This window comes from Pseudomonas sp. BW7P1 (genome assembly GCF_024981055.1).
GTDB lineage: Bacteria > Pseudomonadota > Gammaproteobacteria > Pseudomonadales > Pseudomonadaceae > Aquipseudomonas > Aquipseudomonas bananamidigenes.
Window position 1 is genome coordinate 2,942,814 of the sequence record NZ_CP103374.1, and the last position, 16,650, is coordinate 2,959,463.

Here is a 16,650-nt window from a genome sequence, read left to right on the forward strand (position 1 = left end):
GTCAGTCTTCCTCGTCCCGTTGCAGTTCGAACAACAACAGCGAGCGGCCGGTGACCGAGTACTCATGGCCGAAATCGAAGCGCTCCTGACCGCGAATCGACGGTTGGTTGGTGTCGATCAGGCAGGTCCAGTAACGGCCTTCCGGTACTTCAGGCAGGGTGAAATTGACGATGTCGTGATGGGCATTGACGACCAGCAGCAACGTGGCATCGGCCCCTTTGCGGCGAATGCCGGTTTCCTGCGCGCGGCCATCGAGCAGCATGCCCAGGCAGCGGTTGTGCGCGTCGTGCCAGTGTTCGGTGCCCATCTCGGTGGCATCCGGTGCCAGCCAGGTCACGTCCTTGACCCCGATATCCTCGTTGTATTCGCCGACCAGAAAACGGCCGCGGCGCAGGATCGGATAAGCCAGGCGCAACTTGATCAGGCGTTTGACGAACTTCAGCAGCGCCTTGCCGTCCTCGCTCAGATCCCAGTTGACCCAGCCGATTTCGCTGTCCTGGCAATAGGCATTGTTGTTGCCGTCCTGGGTCCGGGCGAATTCGTCACCGGCAACGATCATCGGCGTGCCCTGAGCCAGCAGCAGCGTGGCGAAGAAGTTACGCATCTGCCGGTGACGCAGCGCATTGATTTCGGGGTCGTCGGTAGGGCCCTCGACACCATGGTTCCACGACAGATTGTTATTGCTGCCGTCCTGATTGTTCTCGTCGTTGGCCTCGTTGTGCTTGTCGTTGTAGGACACCAGATCGTTGAGGGTGAAACCGTCGTGGGCGGTGACGAAGTTCACCGACGAGTAAGGGCGTCGGCCACGTTGATTGAACATTTCCCCGGAGGCGGTCATGCGGCTGGCGAAGTCGGCGAGCTGGCCGTCGTCGCCTTTCCAGAAGGCACGCACGGTGTCGCGAAACTTGTCGTTCCATTCGACCCAGCCCGGCGGAAAGTGGCCGACCTGATAGCCGCCGGGGCCGCAGTCCCAGGGTTCGGCGATCAGTTTCACCTGGCGCAGCACCGGGTCCTGACGGCAGGCGACGAGAAAGCTGTGACGCTCGTCGAAACCGTCGTGATAGCGCCCGAGGATGGTCGCCAGATCGAAGCGGAAACCGTCGACGTGCATTTCGCTGGCCCAGTAGCGCAACGAGTCGGTGACCATTTGCAGCACGCACGGGTGACTCAGGTCCAGGGTGTTGCCGGTGCCGGAATCGTTGATATAGAAGCGCTTGTCGTCCGGCATCAGCCGGTAATACGAAGCGTTGTCGATCCCGCGCATCGACAGGGTCGGGCCCTGTTCATTGCCTTCGGCGGTGTGGTTGTAGACCACATCGAGGATCACTTCGAGGTTGGCTTCGTGCAGGTGCGCGACCATTTCCTTGAACTCGGCGATCTTGCCGCTGGCCAGGTAGCGCGGGTCCGGGGCGAAAAACGCGATGCTGTTATAGCCCCAGTAATTGGTCATGCCCTTGTGCAGCAGATGCTGGTCGTTGACGAAGGCGTGGATCGGCAACAGTTCGACGCTCGATACGCCCAGTTTGCGGATATGTTCCAGCACATCGTCGACCATCAGTCCGGCGAACGTACCGCGCACGTTATCCGGCACCGCCGGGTGGCGCATGCTGATGCCGCGTACGTGGGTTTCATAAATGATGGTCTTGTCCCACGGCACACTGACCCGATGGTCGTTGCCCCAGGTGTGCGCCGGGTCGATGACCTTGCACTTGGGCACGAACGGCGCGCTGTCACGCTCATCGAAACTGAGGTCGGCATCCGGGTGGCCGATGGTGTAGCCGAACAGCGCTTCGGACCATTTCAGCTGGCCGACCAGTTGCTTGGCGTAGGGGTCGATCAGCAACTTGTTGTGGTTGAAACGGTGGCCGTTGGCCGGGTCGTAAGGACCGTAGACACGGTAGCCATAAATCAGTCCCGGATGAGCGTCGGGCAGATAGCCGTGGAAGATCTCGTCGGTATATTCCGGCAGCTCGATGCGTTCGAGTTCGACTTCCCCGGTATCGTCGAAGATGCACAATTCGACCCGGGTGGCGTTGGCGGAAAACAGCGCGAAGTTGACCCCCAGACCATCCCAGGTGGCACCGAGCGGGAAGGGCAGACCTTCACGGATTCGTGTGGGCTCGGCATGGGCGGCGGGCTCGGTTTGTTTTGGACGGGTCATGATTGCTCCTGCAACTGGGGGTGGGCATCAATCCTCTGTGGCGCCGAGCAGACTCCTCACCACAGGAAGTTCATTTTTTTCAGGGCGAGCTCGCCCCGCGTGGCGAGGGAACCCGCCACGTGTTCATTCAATTCAATGGGTCGTAAAGCTTCAGACCGCCGGGGGTTTACGAGGGGCGCGGGGCTTTTTCTCGGCGGCTTTCTCACCAGGTGGAATCACTTTGGCGGCGCTCGCCGGCTTGGCCTTTGCGGCTGTCCCGGGTTTGGCAACGGGCGCCTTGCTCGCGGCGGGTTTGGTGGTCGTGGTCTTGCCAGCGGTCTTGCTGCCGGCAGCCTTCGGCGATTTTTTCGGCGCCAGGGCCTCGGCTTCGGCCAGTTTGCGCGCCATCTCCCAGTGGCGTTCTTCCTGACCTTCGGGTTTACCTTCCGACTCCCAGATCTGGTAGGCGAATTCGCGGATGCGTTTATCGTCGGTACTCATCGCAATGCTCCTGAAATGAACTCATGCTTCTAGAAGTGTTGGATAAACAGATTGACCGGGACGTCCCCCAGCGCAGCGCTGACCTCCAGCTCCCTGTTTTTTGTGACTGCGCTGCTTGAAAAAAGTCCCTTCAGATTTTCGTCGCAGGTGGCGAACGGTAACTCGACCCGCGTATCGCCCCAGCGCAGCGCGTCCACCTGAGGCACGGCAGCGTTTTCGAGCAAGCTCGCGCAGCGAATCGGCACAATCACAATGACCCGTTGCCCCTCGTGTTCACGGGCAAACGCCAGCACGTTATGCGCCTGGCTGCCCAGCACCTCGAGGGCCTGGTACGAGCCGCGGCGAAACAGCTCGATGTGTTCGGCGCGCAGGTTCAGTACCTGCGCGATCAACGCTTGCTTGATGCGCCCGTCGCGCCAGTTCGACAGCAGCTCCGGTACGGCGGCAGGCTCCAGCGATTGCTCGCGCAGGCGGTAGTCCACGGGCCGGCGGTTGTCCGGATCGACCAGGCTGAAATCCCAATACTCGTTGCCCTGATACAGATCCGGCACCCCCGGCACGGTCATGTGCAGCAAGGTTTGCGCCAGGCCGTTGAGCGCGCCGGCAGCGGCAATGCTGTTGACGCTCTTGACCAGAGCCCCGCGCAACAGCTCACCCTCGGCAGCCGTCAATAACTGCTCGGTGAACGACTGCGCAGCCTGCTCATAGGCCTCGTTGGGCGCACTCCAGCTGCTTTGCAGCTTGGCTTCGCGCAGAGCCTTTTGCTGCCATTGCCAGATACGCCCGGCATAGTCGGCGAGTCCGGCCTGATCGTCGTCGCGCAGCTCCAGCGGCCAACTGCCGATCAGTGCCTGATAGAGGATCAACTCATCGGAAGTCGATGGCACCTGATCGTCTTGGCGCAACGGGCGGGCGAGGGCACGCCACAACTCGACCTGCTCGGTGTACCAGTGGCTGCGTTCACTGAGCACGGCCAGCCGTGCGCGGGTGTCTTCGCCGCGTTTATGGTCGTGGGTGGCGGTGGCCAGCAGGTTGTCGGGGAATGTCGCCAGGCGTTGTCGGTTGGTCGCGTGAAAATCACTGACCGGCGCGCTGAAGCGTTCGGTGTCGTAGCCCACGTCATTGCGCGACAGCAGCACCGCCGAGCGATACAGCGCGGTGTCTTCCACGGCCTTGGCGGCAGCAGGAGAGGTGAGTTGTTGAAAGCGCACGCAGGCATGCCGCAGGATCTTGCGTGAGCGCCCGCGTGGCTTGTGTCGCCAGGGCTGGCCACCGAGCCAGCCGGCCACGGATTCAAGCACCGGCCAGTCGCTTTCGGCCAATGTCTGGCGTGCGCCCTCCATGGCCTGGCGGAAAAACACTTCGTCCTGTTCTGAACGGCCCATGGCGCTGATGTAGGTGCGGTACACCGGGAAATGCACGATCAGCGCCTGCAATACCCGGCGAATCGAGCCGAGCGTCAGGTCGCGGGTCATCAGGTCGTCCCGCGCCACTTGCCACAGTGCCTGAGCCACGCTCTCGCTATCGCTGGCCAGCGAACCGTTGAGAATCTGCTGACGGGCCAGTCGTGCTTCTTCGATAAACATGGCGGGCCGCCCGGTGCGGCGATGCCAGAAGTCGCCAAGCACGTGCTCGCCGTCCGGGTCGTGTTGCAGCAGCGACAACTGATTCATGAATTCGTAACCGGTGCTGCCATCCACCGACCAGTCGGCGCGCAGGGTTTCACCTGCTCCGAGAATCTTTTCGACGTAGATCGGCAGGTGTCGCCCCGGTGCCAGAGAATCGAGGCGCCGACGCAGCTTGCGGCAATAACCCCGTGGATCGGCGAGGCCGTCGACATGGTCGATGCGCAGACCGTCGATCAGGCCTTCTTCGATCAAACGGAAGATCTTGCCATGGGTCGCTTCGAATACGGCGGGCCGCTCGACCCTCAGGCCGCCGAGTTCGTTGATGTCGAAGAAACGTCGCCAGTTGATGTCGTCTGCCGCCGTACGCCAGCTCGCCAGGCGATAGCTTTGTCGCTCCAGCAGTTGATGCAGGCGCCGGAAGCCGTCGTCGGTCTTCGAGTCGTAGCGCGCCAGGTTGTTCTGCAGGGTTTGCAGAATGTGCGGATCGCGGGCCAGTTGTTGCAATTCTTCCTTGAGGGGGATGGCCAGCGAGCGGGCATCGGTCTGGTAGCTCAGGGTGCTGAAACGGTCGGCCAGTGACTTGAGCGCTTCGTTCACGGGTTCATCGCTGTTGAGCAATTCGCCGTAATCGCCAGGGCAGATCGGGAAGTGATGCTCGTAATGCTCGACGTGGAAGGTGCCGCACTCGGCATTGAATACCAGTGGCAACGATCCTTCCTGCAATGCAATCCCGTAATCGCTGCCGAGGAATGGTAGCAGCAATTGGCCTTCCATCAGTGGATCGGGCGAGTGCCACTGAATATCGAAGAACTCGCCATAGGGACTGAGCCGGCCCCATTCCAGCAGATCGAGCCACCAGGGATTGTCGCTGCCGCCGACGGCCATGTGATTGGAGACGATGTCGAGGATCAGGCCCATGTCGTGTTCACGCAGGGCCGCCACCAGACGGCGCAATGCCGGTTCGCCGCCAAGTTCGGGATTGACCCGGGTCGGATCGACCACGTCGTAACCGTGCATGGAGCCGGCGCGGGCCGCCAGCAGCGGCGAGGCATAAACATGGCTGATACCGAGCCGGGCAAAGTACGCCACCAATGGCACGGCGTCATCGAGGGTAAAACCCTTGTGAAACTGCAGGCGCACTGTCGCGCGCACGGTCTGGTTCTGCACGGCACTCATTGGTCACGCTCGGCGGCTTGCAGGCGGGCACAGGCCAGCAGTTCGAGGCGCCGGGCGGCATCGACACCGTCGAGCAGGGTTGCGCTGGTTCCCGGCAAGCGCCGCGACCAGTTCGGGTGGGTGTCGATGGTGCCGGGCAGGTTGGCCTGTTCATCCAGGCCCAGCGCGTCTTCCAGCGGCAGGAGTACCAGCGGCGCGCGGGTATGGCCGAGGAAGCGGACACTGGCGTCGACCACCTGATCGGCTTCGTGGGATTCTTCGCGAAAATTCTGCGGATCCTGGCTCAAGGCATTGCGCAAACCGTCGCGTTCACGCTCGCGGTATCGTCGCCAGTCGATTTCGCCATTGGCGTCGATCAGTCCGAGTCGTGCATTCCAGTCGATGTCCCGACCATGCCACCAGCCGTTGAGCGTCGGCAGATCGTGGGTACTGGTGGTGGCCAGGGCGTTGTCCGGCCAGTCGAGGATCGGTTTGAACCAGGTGTTGTCCTGTTCGAACAACAGCACGCGCATGCCGAGCATGGCCCGGGCGATCAGTTTTTCCCGCAGGCCGTCGGGGACGGTGCCGAGATCTTCACCCAGCACGATCGCCTGATGCCGATGGGATTCGAGGGTCAGCAGACGCAGCAAATCGTCTATCGGGTAATAAAGGTAGGCGCCGTCGGCCGGTGGCGAATCCTTGGGAATGACCCACAGTCGTTGCAACCCCATGACATGGTCGATGCGCAGCCCGCCGGCATGGGCGAAATTGGCGCGCAGCATGTCGATGAAAGCGCGAAAGCCGTTGCGCACCAGCCCTTCCGGGGAGAACGCGGAAATGCCCCAGCCCTGGCCGGAGCGGTTGAGAATGTCCGGTGGCGCGCCGACGGTCAGTGAAGCCAGCAGTTCGTCCTGAAAACTCCAGGCCTGACTGCCGGCGCCATCGGCACCCACTGCCAGGTCGGCGATCAGGCCGATGCCCATGCCGGCGCTGCGGGCGGCATTTTGTGCGCGCTCCAGACAGCGATGGATCAACCACTGGCAAAAAGCGAAATAACCGATGCGTCCGGCGTACTCCTCGGCGAAGGCCGCGAGCGCCGCCCCACGCGGGTCGCGCCAGTGCTCGGGCCATTCGCGCCAGTCGAGGTTTTCCCCTCGGGCGGCACGCATTTCCTGGATGGCTTCGAAGCGGCAGTGGTTTTCCAGTGCTTCGCCGCCTGCATCGCGGTAGCTGGAGAAGTCCGCCTGCAGCGGATGTTCGCCACGGATGAAACCTTCGTACAGCGCTTGCAAGAGCTTTTGTTTGGCGTCGGCAGCGGCGGGCCAGTCGATCAGTTTCAGGTCTTCCAGTTGCTGAAACTGATCCGCCAGTCCGGCGGCATCGATGGCATCACGCAGGGCTCGCTCGCCAAGAATCGTCCCGGGCGCGGCATACAGTGAATTGAGGAACAGACGGCTGGAAGGCGAATAGGGGCTGTAGCGCCCGGTGTCGGCGCTGAACATCGCGTGCAGCGGGCTGATCGCCAGGGCGTCGGCACCGCGCTCGCCGGCGCTGCGGACCAGATCCTCGAGGGCCTGGGTATCACCGAAACCGCCATCGCCGGGGCGGCGCAGGCTGTAAAGCTGCACGCTCAGGCCCCAGACACGGGGAATCGGGCTGTCCACGGCGTCGCCCACACTGAAGCAGCGCTCGGGCGCCACGGCCAGGGTGAAATGTTGACCGGCGATGTGGACTTGCTGATAACCGACCGGGATCTCACCGGGCAATATCGCGTCGGCATCGAGCTTGAGGGACAGGCGCGTACCGTCCTCCAGATGAATCTCGCAGGGGCTTTCGGGTTCGAAATAACGCGCCAGATCCAGGCCCACGCCGACATCGGCAGTCAACAGGGGAGGGAGCTCGCGATTTTGTTGCGCTTGTTGCAGTTCAAGCAGACTGGCGTCGATCTCCTGGGCGGTGTTGGCCGGATGACCGAGCCCGGTCAGTACATTGCGCAGCACGGCGGGTGCAACTTTTTGTGGACGCCCGTTGGCGTCGATCCAGTCGACCGCGAGGCCGGCCCGGCTGGCAAGAATTTCCAGTTGCGCATCACTCATAGGCGCTCTCCATCCAGTGGGGGCAAAGGGGTTGCGGCCGTGAGGCTGACGAGCGCGCAATACGGGGGCAGTTGCCCCGTGTCCTGCAGGTCGGCGGCAGGCGGTTGTCGAAAGAGCCACACCGCGTCGGCCTGTGGTGGGTTGACCACGGGCGTGTCGCTGAGGTTCAGGTCGATTCGCAGCTCGCTGCCGTTCCCCAGTCGCCAGCGTGCACTGACGGCGCCAAACCCCAGAACCTGAGCGCCAAGTGCCTGGGTGCCGGGCAGGTGCGCAATGATGTGTTGGTGGCGCAAATGCAGCAGCTGGCGATACAGCGCCAGCGTGGCCTGCTGTTTCGACGAGCCGCTGCCGAGCAGCCTTGGTTGCGAGGCGTGGAATGTCTGCTCGGCGTTGGGATCGGGAATCTGCTCGCGGCGTTGCGGATCGGCGAATGCGCTGAACGCGGCGAATTCGTTGCGCCGGCCTTCGCGCACCAGCCTGGCGAGTTCGCCGTGATGGCTGGTGAAAAACAGGAACGGTTGTTCGGCGGCGAATTCGTCTCCCATGAACATCAGCGGAATCATCGGTGACAACAGCAGCAACACGGTGGCGGCCTCAAGGGCGCGAGGATCGGCCAGTCGATGCAGGCGTTCACCGAAGGCGCGGTTGCCGATCTGATCATGGTTCTGCAGAAACAGCACGAACGCGGTGGACGGCAGATGCTCGCTCGGCTCGCCACGGGGGGTGCCATGACGGGTCAGGTGACCCTGAAACACGAAACCCTGGCTCAGGCAGCGGGCCAGTTGTTCCGTGGGGTGTTCGGCGTAGTCGGCGTAATAGGCATCGGTTTCGCCGGTCAACAGCACATGCAGGGCGTTGTGGCCGTCATCGTTCCACTGGGCGTCGTAGGCGTCTTCCAGCAGGCTGGCCTGATTATGCTCGTTCTCTACGGTCAGCCAGACGTGCCGCGACGGGTCGACCTGTTGACGGATGCGCTGTGCCAGCTCTTGCAGGAAGTCCGGATCCTCGATGGCGTGCACTGCATCCAGACGCAGACCGTCGAAACGGTACTCCAGCAGCCACATCAGTGCGTTTTCGATGAAGAAGTCCCGCACTTCACGGCGGCGGAAATCAATGGCCGCGCCCCACGGTGTGTGCTTGTCCTCGCGAAAGAAGCCTTTGGCGTAGCGATGCAGGTAATTGCCGTCGGGGCCGAAGTGGTTGTAGACCACGTCGAGAATCACCGCCAGGCCGTAGCCGTGGGCGCTGTCGATCAGGTGCTTGAGCTGCTCCGGCGTGCCATAGGAAGCCTGTGGCGCGTAGTGCAGCACGCCGTCGTAACCCCAGTTGCGATCGCCGGGAAACTGCGCGATCGGCATCAACTCGATGGCGGTGACGCCCAGACCGACGAGGCGCGCCAGATGCTGTTCGACTTCAGCGAATCCACCGAGGGCGCCGACGTGCAGTTCATAGATCACCGCTTCATTCCAGGGGCGACCCTGCCACGTGGTGTTCCGCCAGGAATAGAGGTGCGGATCGACCACCACGCTGTGGCGGTCGAGGTCGCCGTCCTGCGCCCTGGAGGCCGGGTCGGGCACCTCCAGTTCGCCGTCGATGTTGTAGCGATAGCGACTGCCGGCGGGGCAGCGACTCTTGATCACGAACCAGCCGTCTGCCTGTGGCAGCATCGGCAGGGACTGGCCGTCGTCCAGCTCGACGCTGACGTAAAACGCATCCGGCGCCCACAATGCGAACTGCGTATGGTCGGCGTCCAGCATGATCGCGCCGTGGGGCCAGGTTTCAGGGGACCGTAACGGCATCGTTGAAAACCTCCCTGGTTATTTGTGGTGCGTCTTGCCCAGCGCCTTGGCCACCAGTTGTTCGTAGAGCTCGGCATAGGGCTCGACGGCCTTGCACCAGTTGAACGGCGCCGCCATCGCCCGGCAGCGCATGGCGTGGAGCAGGTCGGGGAAGGCAAACACCTTGAATGCACGGCTCAGGGCTTCGCGGTAGCTGTCCACCGTGGACTCGTTGAACAGAAAACCGGTGACGCCGTTTTCGATGGTGTCCGCCAGCCCGCCGGTGTTGCGCGCCACCGGCAACGAGCCGAAACGCTGGGCGTACATCTGGCTCAAACCGCAAGGTTCGTAGCGCGAAGGCATCAGCAGGAAATCGCTGCCGGCGAACATCCGGCGGGCGTCGGTTTCATTGAAACCGATGCGCACGCCGATCTGGCCGGGGAAGCGCAGGGCCAGTTCGCGCATGGCCTGTTCCTCTTCAGGCTCGCCGCGCCCGATGATGGCGATCTGGCCGCCGTTCTGCACGATGTACTCGGAGACGGCTTCGGTCAGGTCCAGGCCCTTCTGGTAAACCAGACGCGAGACCACGGCGAACAGCGGACCTTGAGATTCATTCAGGCCGAACAGTTCACGCACATGGGCGGCGTTGATGGCTTTGCCTTCCCAGTCGCCGATGGCAAACGGTGCGAACAGATGAGGGTCGGTGGCGGCGTCCCAGCTCTCGTCGATGCCGTTGGGGATGCCGCTGAGCAAACCTTGCTGGGTCTTGGCGGCGAGGAAACCGTCGAGGCCGCAGCCGAAATCCGGGGTGGTGATTTCCTGCGCATAGGTGGCGCTGACCGTGGTGATGTGGCTCGAGTAGGCCATGCCGGCCTTGAGGAACGACATCTTGCCGTAGAACTCCATGCCTTCCTGTTGCAGGGCGTGGGCGGGAATTCCGAGTTCCGGGCACGAGCCCAGGCTGGTCACGCCTTGATAGGCCAGGTTGTGAATGGTGAACAGGGTCGGCGTGCGTTGCCCGCGCCAGTGCATGTAGGCGGGTGCCAGACCGGCAGGCCAGTCGTGGGCGTGCACCAGATCCGGGCACCAGTGGATTTGCGCAAGATTGGCGGCGATATCGGCGGCGGCCAGCCCCAGTCGGGCGAAGCGAATGTGGTTGTCCGGCCAGTCGCGACCGTTGTTGGCGCCATAGGGGCCGCCGTCGCGAGCGTAGAGTTCAGGGCAGATCAACACATAGATGACCAGACCGTCAGGCATGTCCATGCGCCCGATCTTGCAGGGGGGCAGCGCTGCATGGCCACCCAGTTCACCGATGATATGGATCGGGTTTTCGCTGTTCATCACTTGCGGATAACCGGGGATCAGCACCCGGACATCATGCAGATGCGCCATCGCTCGGGGCAGCGCGGCAGAAACGTCACCCAGACCGCCGGTCTTCACCAGATCGGCGATTTCCGAGGTCACGAACAATACTTTTTTCTTGTTGGGGTTCTGACTGACTACCGGTTTCAGCGTCTTCGTACTCGGGACGTTGATCGACCGGCTGCCGGGAACGCTCGTGCTGCTCGATTCGCCGACCGGCTGGTGAGCACGCTCTCCCTGAATATCCAATGCCGCACTGATCATATGAATCTCCCGTTTTGTTTGATCTGATTCTTGTCTTGAACAAGCGATGTCCATGGCCGGATCCTTTGGCCGGGCGCAAACGCGCCACGCATCGGTGAGCAAACGCTACCCAACACGCGCAAGCAGAATGGGTGAAGAGGCCGCTGCAAGGAACGAACCAAACGCTCAGGCCCTGTTGTTCAGATGACCCGGTGCGATCAGCAAAAGTTTCGATTAATTTTCGGCTTTGTGACCGCTCGGTCTGACCCCGAGAAAATCAGTCTAGGTCAGATCCTAGAGCGGGCCAGGGCAATCGGATGAATTGTTCGACAATGTGTTGCCGAGTCACGAAAACCGTGGCTTGGCAGGGGGCGCGCACCGACGAAGTGCATGCTGTCGGTGACGAAGGACGCAAAACGGTGACTGTTCGGTCATGTTTTCGGGCGTGACAAATGTGCAGATGCACTGTTGCGGTGCGGGCAGTGATGTTGGCGGGCGGTCAGTGGGTGCTGCTTCGCGGGCACGGGCCGCCCGCGAAGCCGATGTGAGTCAGTTCAGCAGGCGAATCGGTTCTCCCGCCGACCAGGCCTGAATGTCCTCGATCATCTGCGAAAAGAACTGCCCATAGTTTTGTCGGCTGACGTACCCGACGTGGGGTGTGCCCAGCACATTGTCGAGCGTGCGCAGCGGATGCAGTGCCGGCAGCGGCTCCTGGTCGAACACATCGAGGGCCGCCCCGGCGATGCGTTGTTTCTGCAGGGCCTTGATCAGCGCCGCTTCGTCGACGATCGGCCCGCGTGCCGTGTTGACCAGCAAGGCGGTCGGCTTCATCCAGTCCAGCGCCTGGGCATCGACCAGCCCGCGACTGCGGTCGCTGAGCACCAGATGCACGGACAATACGTCGGCCTGTTCGAATAACGCCTGCTTGCTGACATAAGTGACGCCGACTTCTTGAGCGCGCTCGGCGGTGAGGTTTTCGCTCCAGGCGATCACGCGCATGCCGAACACCTGACCGAATTGCGCCACTCGCTGGCCGATACTGCCGAGCCCGAGAATGCCGAGCGTCCTGCCGTGCAGGTCGCCGCCCAGACCCTGCTGCCACTGGCCGGCGCGCAGGGCGTTGGCTTCGTTCACCAGATTGCGGGTGGCAGCCATGATCAAAGCCCAGGTCAGTTCCGGCGCCGCATGTTTATAGCTGTCGGTGCCGCAGACCTTGATCCCGAGTCGCGCGGCGGCCGGCAGGTCCAGCGCCGCATTGCGCATGCCGCCAGTGACCAGCAGCCTGAGGTTCGGTAAACGCTTGAGCAGGTCTTCATCGAAACGCGTGCGTTCGCGCATGACGCAAATCACCTCGAATCGCCCCAGACGCTCGGCCAGCGTGGCGTTGTCCGCCGGGTATTCATGGACAAACGTCACTTCCCCGAGACTGTCGAGTACCGACCAGTCGACCACGTCGCCAGCCACATCCTGCCAGTCATCGATTACTGCAATCTGCACCGCCATCAGTCTTGACTCCTCAACGAACGGGATGGGTCTTGTTCAGCCAGCCGAGCAGTGCCTGGTGAAATTGCGCCGGTTCCTCCATTTGTGGAGCGTGGCCCAGGCCAGGGAACTCCACCAGCGTGGATTGCGGGATCAGCCTCGCCACCTGCTTGCCCAGCACGTTGTAGTGGCCGATTTTCGCTTTCACCTCCGGTGGTGCAATGTCTTTGCCGATGGCTGTGGTGTCGGAGGTTCCGATCAGCAGCAGGGTCGGCATTTTCAGGTCCTTGAACTCGTAGTACACCGGCTGGGTGAAGATCATGTCGTAGATCAGCGCCGAGTTCCAGGCGACCTGAGTCTTGCCCGGACCGTTGCTCAGGCCGGCGAGCATGTCCACCCAACGGTCGAATTCGGGTTTCCAGCGACCGTCGTAATAAGTGCTGCGCTCGTAGTCGCGAATACCCTGGGCGGTGACCTTCAGTTCACGCTGGTACCACTGATCGACGCTGCGCCAAGGTACGCCGAGGGCTTTCCAGTCCTCCAGGCCGATCGGGTTGACCAGCGCCAGTTGCTCGACCTGATCCGGGTATTGCAGCGCATATCGGGTGGCGAGCATGCCGCCTGTGGAATGGCCGAGCAGGGTGGATTTCTGGATGCCCAGCGCCTTCAGCAATTGCTGGGTGTTGGCTGCCAGTTGCTGAAACGTGTACTGGTAATGATCGGGTTTGCTGGAGGTACAGAAACCGATCTGATCCGGGGCGATCACCCGGTAACCGGCCTCGCTCAGGGCCTTGATCGAACTGTCCCAGGTGGCGCCGCAGAAATTCTTGCCGTGCATCAGCACCACCGTGCGCCCGTTGGCCTTGCCGTGGGCGGCGACGTCCATGTAACCCATCTGCAGAGACTGGCCCTGGGACTGAAAGGCAAAGTGCTTGAGGGTGAAGGGATAATCGAAGCCTTGCAGTTCCGGGCCGTATTGCGGGCCTTCGGCATGGGCGAACAGGGGCAGGGCAGCGGTCAGCAGCAGGCCGGGCAGCCAGCGGGTCAGCGACACAGACATGGGGCAACTCCACGGGAAATGGGCCGATGGTGGAACGGCCGGATTAGGGCGAGGTTAAACATGGGCACCGCCCGCGCCTGATGGTTCAACCGAGCCAGCCGAGCGTGAGCATCGCCAGCACCCCATAGCGGGCACCCTTGGCAAACGTCACGATCAACAGAAAGCGCCCGATCGGTTCACGCATGACGCCGGCGAGCAGCGTCAGAGGGTCACCGATCACCGGTAACCAGCTGAGCATCAGCGACCAATGCCCATAACGCTCATAGTGAGCGCGGGCGCGGGCCATATGTTTGGGGGCTACCGGAAACCAGCGCCGGTCTCGAAACCGTTCCAGTCCGCGCCCCAGCCACCAGTTCACCAGCGAGCCGAGGACATTGCCCAGCGTCGCCACGGCCAGCAGGCCCCAAAGCCAATAGTGATCACTGACCAGCAGCCCGACCAGCACGGCTTCCGATTGCAGCGGCAACAGCGTTGCCGCACCAAACGCGGCAAGGAACAGCCCGAGATAACCCACCGTCATCAATGGGCCGGGTAGTCCGCCACCACCACATCGGCACCGTCCTTCTTCAGCCCGATCACTTGATAGGCATCGCTCATGCCATCCATTTCCATGCCCGGCGAGCCCATCGGCATTCCGGGAGCCGCCACGCCGAGCAGGTCATCACGCTTGCTCAGGGCCAGCACCTGTTCCGCCGGCACGTGACCCTCGACGAATTTGCCGTTGATGATCGCCGTGTGACAGGACGCCAGGCGCGGCGGCACACCGTGTTGTCGCTTGAAGCTGCTCATATCGGCTTCGACATGATCCTCGACCTTGAAGCCGTTGGCCTCCAGGTGGCTGATCCATTTTTTGCAGCAGCCGCAGTTGGCGTCGCGGTGGACTTCGATCGGAATGAGGTCGGCGGCTTGCGCCAGGGATGAGATGAACAGCACGCTCAGGGCAGTCAGACGCAGAGACGTTTTCATGAAGGGTTCTCGACTCGGATGACAGTCAAAAAGAACGCATTTTGACCGGTTTTTCCTGCCGGGCATCAACGGAGTGTTTCCAGTTGATACAAGACAGGCCGTCAGCATGATCGTAGATCAAGGCTGACGGCATCCTGAGCGCAAGATGACAATGCTGTCAGCTGACTTTGAAGCGCCCCATGATCGCACTCACCCGACTGTTGGCTTCCAGCAGCTGACGGGTATTGGTTTCACTGGCCTGGCCGCTTTGCACCAGCTCATCGACCATGTGGCGGATCTGCACCATGCTGCGGTTGATTTCTTCGGTGACGGCGCTCTGCTGCTCGGCGGCGGTGGCAATCTGGGCACTGAGGCTGTTGATGTGGCTGACGGAACCGGCCATTTCATCGAGCCCGCTGGTGACCCGTGCAGTGGCATCGGCGGCCGACTGGCAACTGGCCTGGGTGTTTTCCATGGCGCTGACCGATGAACTCACACCCTGAGTCAGACGGGTCAGCATTTCATTGATCTCCGACGTGCTGGCCTGGGTCCGGGCGGCGAGGGCGCGGACCTCGTCGGCCACCACGGCGAACCCGCGTCCCTGCTCGCCGGCACGGGCGGCTTCGATGGCGGCGTTGAGTGCCAGCAGGTTGGTCTGGCCGGCAATCGCCCCGATCACGCCCAGGATCTCGGTAATGCGCTGGGCGTCCTGTTGCATGTTTTCGACTTTGTGCGTGGCACTGGCCACTTCGTCGATCAATGCCACGACGCTGCTCGTCGCTTCACCGACCACGACGCGTGAACGGTCGGCGTTCTCGTTGGCCCGCTGGGTGAACGCGGCGGTTTCGGCGGCGTTCTGCGCAACGCTTTCGGCGGTGGAGCTCATCTCGTTGATGGCGGTGACGGTCTGGTCGGTTTCCGAGGCGTGGCGCAACAGGATCTGGCTGGTGTGTGCCGATGTGCGTTGCAGGTTGTCGAGACTGGAGGCCATGGCGCCGGTGGCCTGGGTGACCTCGCCGATCATGTTTTGCAGATACGCGATGAAGGTGTTGACTGAATGGCCAATGGCTCCAAGCTCGTCTTCGGCGCGGATGGTGATGCGGCGGGTCAGGTCGGCATCGCCGCTGGACAGCGAATCGATGTTGGCCTTCAGCGCCTTCATGCGCGCAACCAGTTGGCGAATCGCATAGACCTGCAACAGGACCAGCAGGATCACCAGCGGAATCTGCAACAGGCTCAGGCTGCTGAGCACATCGTCACGCTGGGCCGTGAGCATTCGGGTCGGCAGGGCAGTGGCGAGAAACCATGGCGTCCCTTCGATCGGACGCATGAAAAAGGTGCTGGCTTCACCGTTGTTGTCGAACTCGACGCGCTGTGCCTGATCGGGCTTCTGCAGACCGGCCTTGACCTGGCTGGCGAAGGTGGAGCTGGAGGTCAGTTCGCTGATGTTCTTCAACACAATCGGACCGCTGATGCGCGTGCTGTTGCTGATGATCTTGCCGTCGGCCTCGACGATCAGCATTTCGGCGTTGAGGTCTTTTTCCTTGCGTGCCACCAGCTCGTTGAAGAATCCCAGCGTGACGTCGATGGTCGATACGCCCCACGCGGCGCCGTTTTTCTGAATGGCCATGGCGCAGTTGGTGCGCGGCTCGGCGCTGGCGTCGTCCTTGTAGGCGGCGGCCCAGGCGCACTGGCCGCGTGGCGTCTGCATGCCGCCCTTGTACCAGCTCTGGTCGTAATAGTTGGGTGCCGCGTCGCTGTTCCAGAAAGTGTTCACGGCGAGTTTGCCGGAGCTGTCACGATGCCAGAAAGTGCTGAACTTGTTGCGACCGGCCTCACGCTGACCGGGCAGCGGCCAGATGCCACCGCCAAAGACTTTCAACTCTCCGTACTGGTCCACCAGACCCGGCAGTACGGTGTCGATGGCGGCGCTGTCGAGCAGAGGTATGGTCTGGGTGATGCTGCGTTGCTGCGACTGAACCTTGTTCAGTTCACCCTGAATCTGTTCCGCAACCTCGGCAATGCGGTTCAGCACCACCTGCTCTTCGGTGTGGCGCAATTTCGGGGCAACCAGTTGACTGATGCCGACCACCGTCAGGATCGACAGCAGCAATATGAAAAGAACCAGAAACAGTGTGTAACGAGCCTGAATGGTACGGAGTGCGGGCATGTAAACCGGTCCTTGAGCAGTGTTTCTTATTAGGGGCGAAGAGCAGCGCAGTAGGGGTATCCCTTAGATATCGTCGCGGTGCAGGGAAGC

Annotated in this window: 11 protein-coding genes; all 11 read right to left on the reverse strand. The window is 62.2% G+C overall.

Annotated elements, in window-relative coordinates:
• Position 1: 1 nt before the first annotated feature.
• The 11 genes from glgX to NWV16_RS13210 all read right to left on the reverse strand — a co-directional run bounded on the left by glgX (position 2) and on the right by NWV16_RS13210 (position 16,560).
• Entirely contained in the window at positions 2-2,161 is a 2,160-nt protein-coding gene (gene glgX, locus NWV16_RS13160; protein ID WP_260523385.1) for a glycogen debranching protein GlgX, read from the reverse strand.
• A gap of 150 nt (positions 2,162-2,311) precedes the next feature.
• Positions 2,312-2,641 carry a DUF2934 domain-containing protein gene (locus NWV16_RS13165; protein ID WP_260523386.1) on the reverse strand — a complete coding sequence of 110 codons (330 nt, stop codon included), beginning with the start codon at positions 2,639-2,641 and terminating at the stop codon, positions 2,312-2,314.
• A 29-nt stretch (positions 2,642-2,670) separates the two neighbouring features.
• Positions 2,671-5,445, reverse strand: coding sequence for a malto-oligosyltrehalose synthase (locus tag NWV16_RS13170; RefSeq protein WP_260523387.1), 2,775 nt, complete (start codon positions 5,443-5,445; stop codon positions 2,671-2,673).
• Positions 5,442-7,520, reverse strand: a complete 2,079-nt coding sequence (gene malQ, locus NWV16_RS13175) for a 4-alpha-glucanotransferase (protein WP_260523388.1) — start codon at positions 7,518-7,520, stop codon at positions 5,442-5,444. The genes NWV16_RS13170 and malQ overlap by 4 nt, the downstream gene beginning before the upstream one ends.
• A complete protein-coding gene (treZ, locus tag NWV16_RS13180) occupies positions 7,517-9,319 on the reverse strand; it encodes a malto-oligosyltrehalose trehalohydrolase (RefSeq protein ID WP_260523389.1) in 1,803 nt (600 codons plus the stop codon). Before treZ ends, malQ begins: the two co-directional genes overlap by 4 nt.
• A gap of 18 nt (positions 9,320-9,337) precedes the next feature.
• Entirely contained in the window at positions 9,338-10,924 is a 1,587-nt protein-coding gene (gene glgA / locus NWV16_RS13185) for a glycogen synthase GlgA (protein ID WP_260523390.1), read from the reverse strand.
• 528 nt (positions 10,925-11,452) lie between these two features.
• Positions 11,453-12,406 carry a D-2-hydroxyacid dehydrogenase family protein gene (locus NWV16_RS13190; protein WP_260523391.1) on the reverse strand — a complete coding sequence of 318 codons (954 nt, stop codon included), beginning with the start codon at positions 12,404-12,406 and terminating at the stop codon, positions 11,453-11,455.
• Between the two features lie 13 nt (positions 12,407-12,419).
• Complete coding sequence (locus tag NWV16_RS13195) at positions 12,420-13,445, reverse strand: alpha/beta fold hydrolase (RefSeq protein ID WP_260523392.1); 1,026 nt, start codon at positions 13,443-13,445, stop codon at positions 12,420-12,422.
• Between the two features lie 85 nt (positions 13,446-13,530).
• Entirely contained in the window at positions 13,531-13,965 is a 435-nt protein-coding gene (locus NWV16_RS13200) for a YqaA family protein (protein WP_260523393.1), read from the reverse strand.
• Positions 13,965-14,411, reverse strand: coding sequence for a DUF411 domain-containing protein (locus tag NWV16_RS13205; RefSeq protein ID WP_260523394.1), 447 nt, complete (start codon positions 14,409-14,411; stop codon positions 13,965-13,967). The genes NWV16_RS13200 and NWV16_RS13205 overlap by 1 nt, the downstream gene beginning before the upstream one ends.
• A gap of 157 nt (positions 14,412-14,568) precedes the next feature.
• Complete coding sequence (locus tag NWV16_RS13210; protein WP_260523395.1) at positions 14,569-16,560, reverse strand: methyl-accepting chemotaxis protein; 1,992 nt, start codon at positions 16,558-16,560, stop codon at positions 14,569-14,571.
• Positions 16,561-16,650: the final 90 nt, after the last annotated feature.

What these genes read in the sequence shown, in the direction of transcription:
- glgX (WP_260523385.1), bottom strand. Translation starts at nt 2,161, where the DNA reads ATGACCCGTCCAAAACAAACCGAGCCCGCCGCCCATGCCGAGCCCACA.
- NWV16_RS13165 (WP_260523386.1), bottom strand. Translation starts at nt 2,641, where the DNA reads ATGAGTACCGACGATAAACGCATCCGCGAATTCGCCTACCAGATCTGG.
- NWV16_RS13170 (WP_260523387.1), bottom strand. Translation starts at nt 5,445, where the DNA reads ATGAGTGCCGTGCAGAACCAGACCGTGCGCGCGACAGTGCGCCTGCAG.
- malQ (WP_260523388.1), bottom strand. Translation starts at nt 7,520, where the DNA reads ATGAGTGATGCGCAACTGGAAATTCTTGCCAGCCGGGCCGGCCTCGCG.
- treZ (WP_260523389.1), bottom strand. Translation starts at nt 9,319, where the DNA reads ATGCCGTTACGGTCCCCTGAAACCTGGCCCCACGGCGCGATCATGCTG.
- glgA (WP_260523390.1), bottom strand. Translation starts at nt 10,924, where the DNA reads ATGATCAGTGCGGCATTGGATATTCAGGGAGAGCGTGCTCACCAGCCG.
- NWV16_RS13190 (WP_260523391.1), bottom strand. Translation starts at nt 12,406, where the DNA reads ATGGCGGTGCAGATTGCAGTAATCGATGACTGGCAGGATGTGGCTGGC.
- NWV16_RS13195 (WP_260523392.1), bottom strand. Translation starts at nt 13,445, where the DNA reads ATGTCTGTGTCGCTGACCCGCTGGCTGCCCGGCCTGCTGCTGACCGCT.
- NWV16_RS13200 (WP_260523393.1), bottom strand. Translation starts at nt 13,965, where the DNA reads ATGACGGTGGGTTATCTCGGGCTGTTCCTTGCCGCGTTTGGTGCGGCA.
- NWV16_RS13205 (WP_260523394.1), bottom strand. Translation starts at nt 14,411, where the DNA reads ATGAAAACGTCTCTGCGTCTGACTGCCCTGAGCGTGCTGTTCATCTCA.
- NWV16_RS13210 (WP_260523395.1), bottom strand. Translation starts at nt 16,560, where the DNA reads ATGCCCGCACTCCGTACCATTCAGGCTCGTTACACACTGTTTCTGGTT.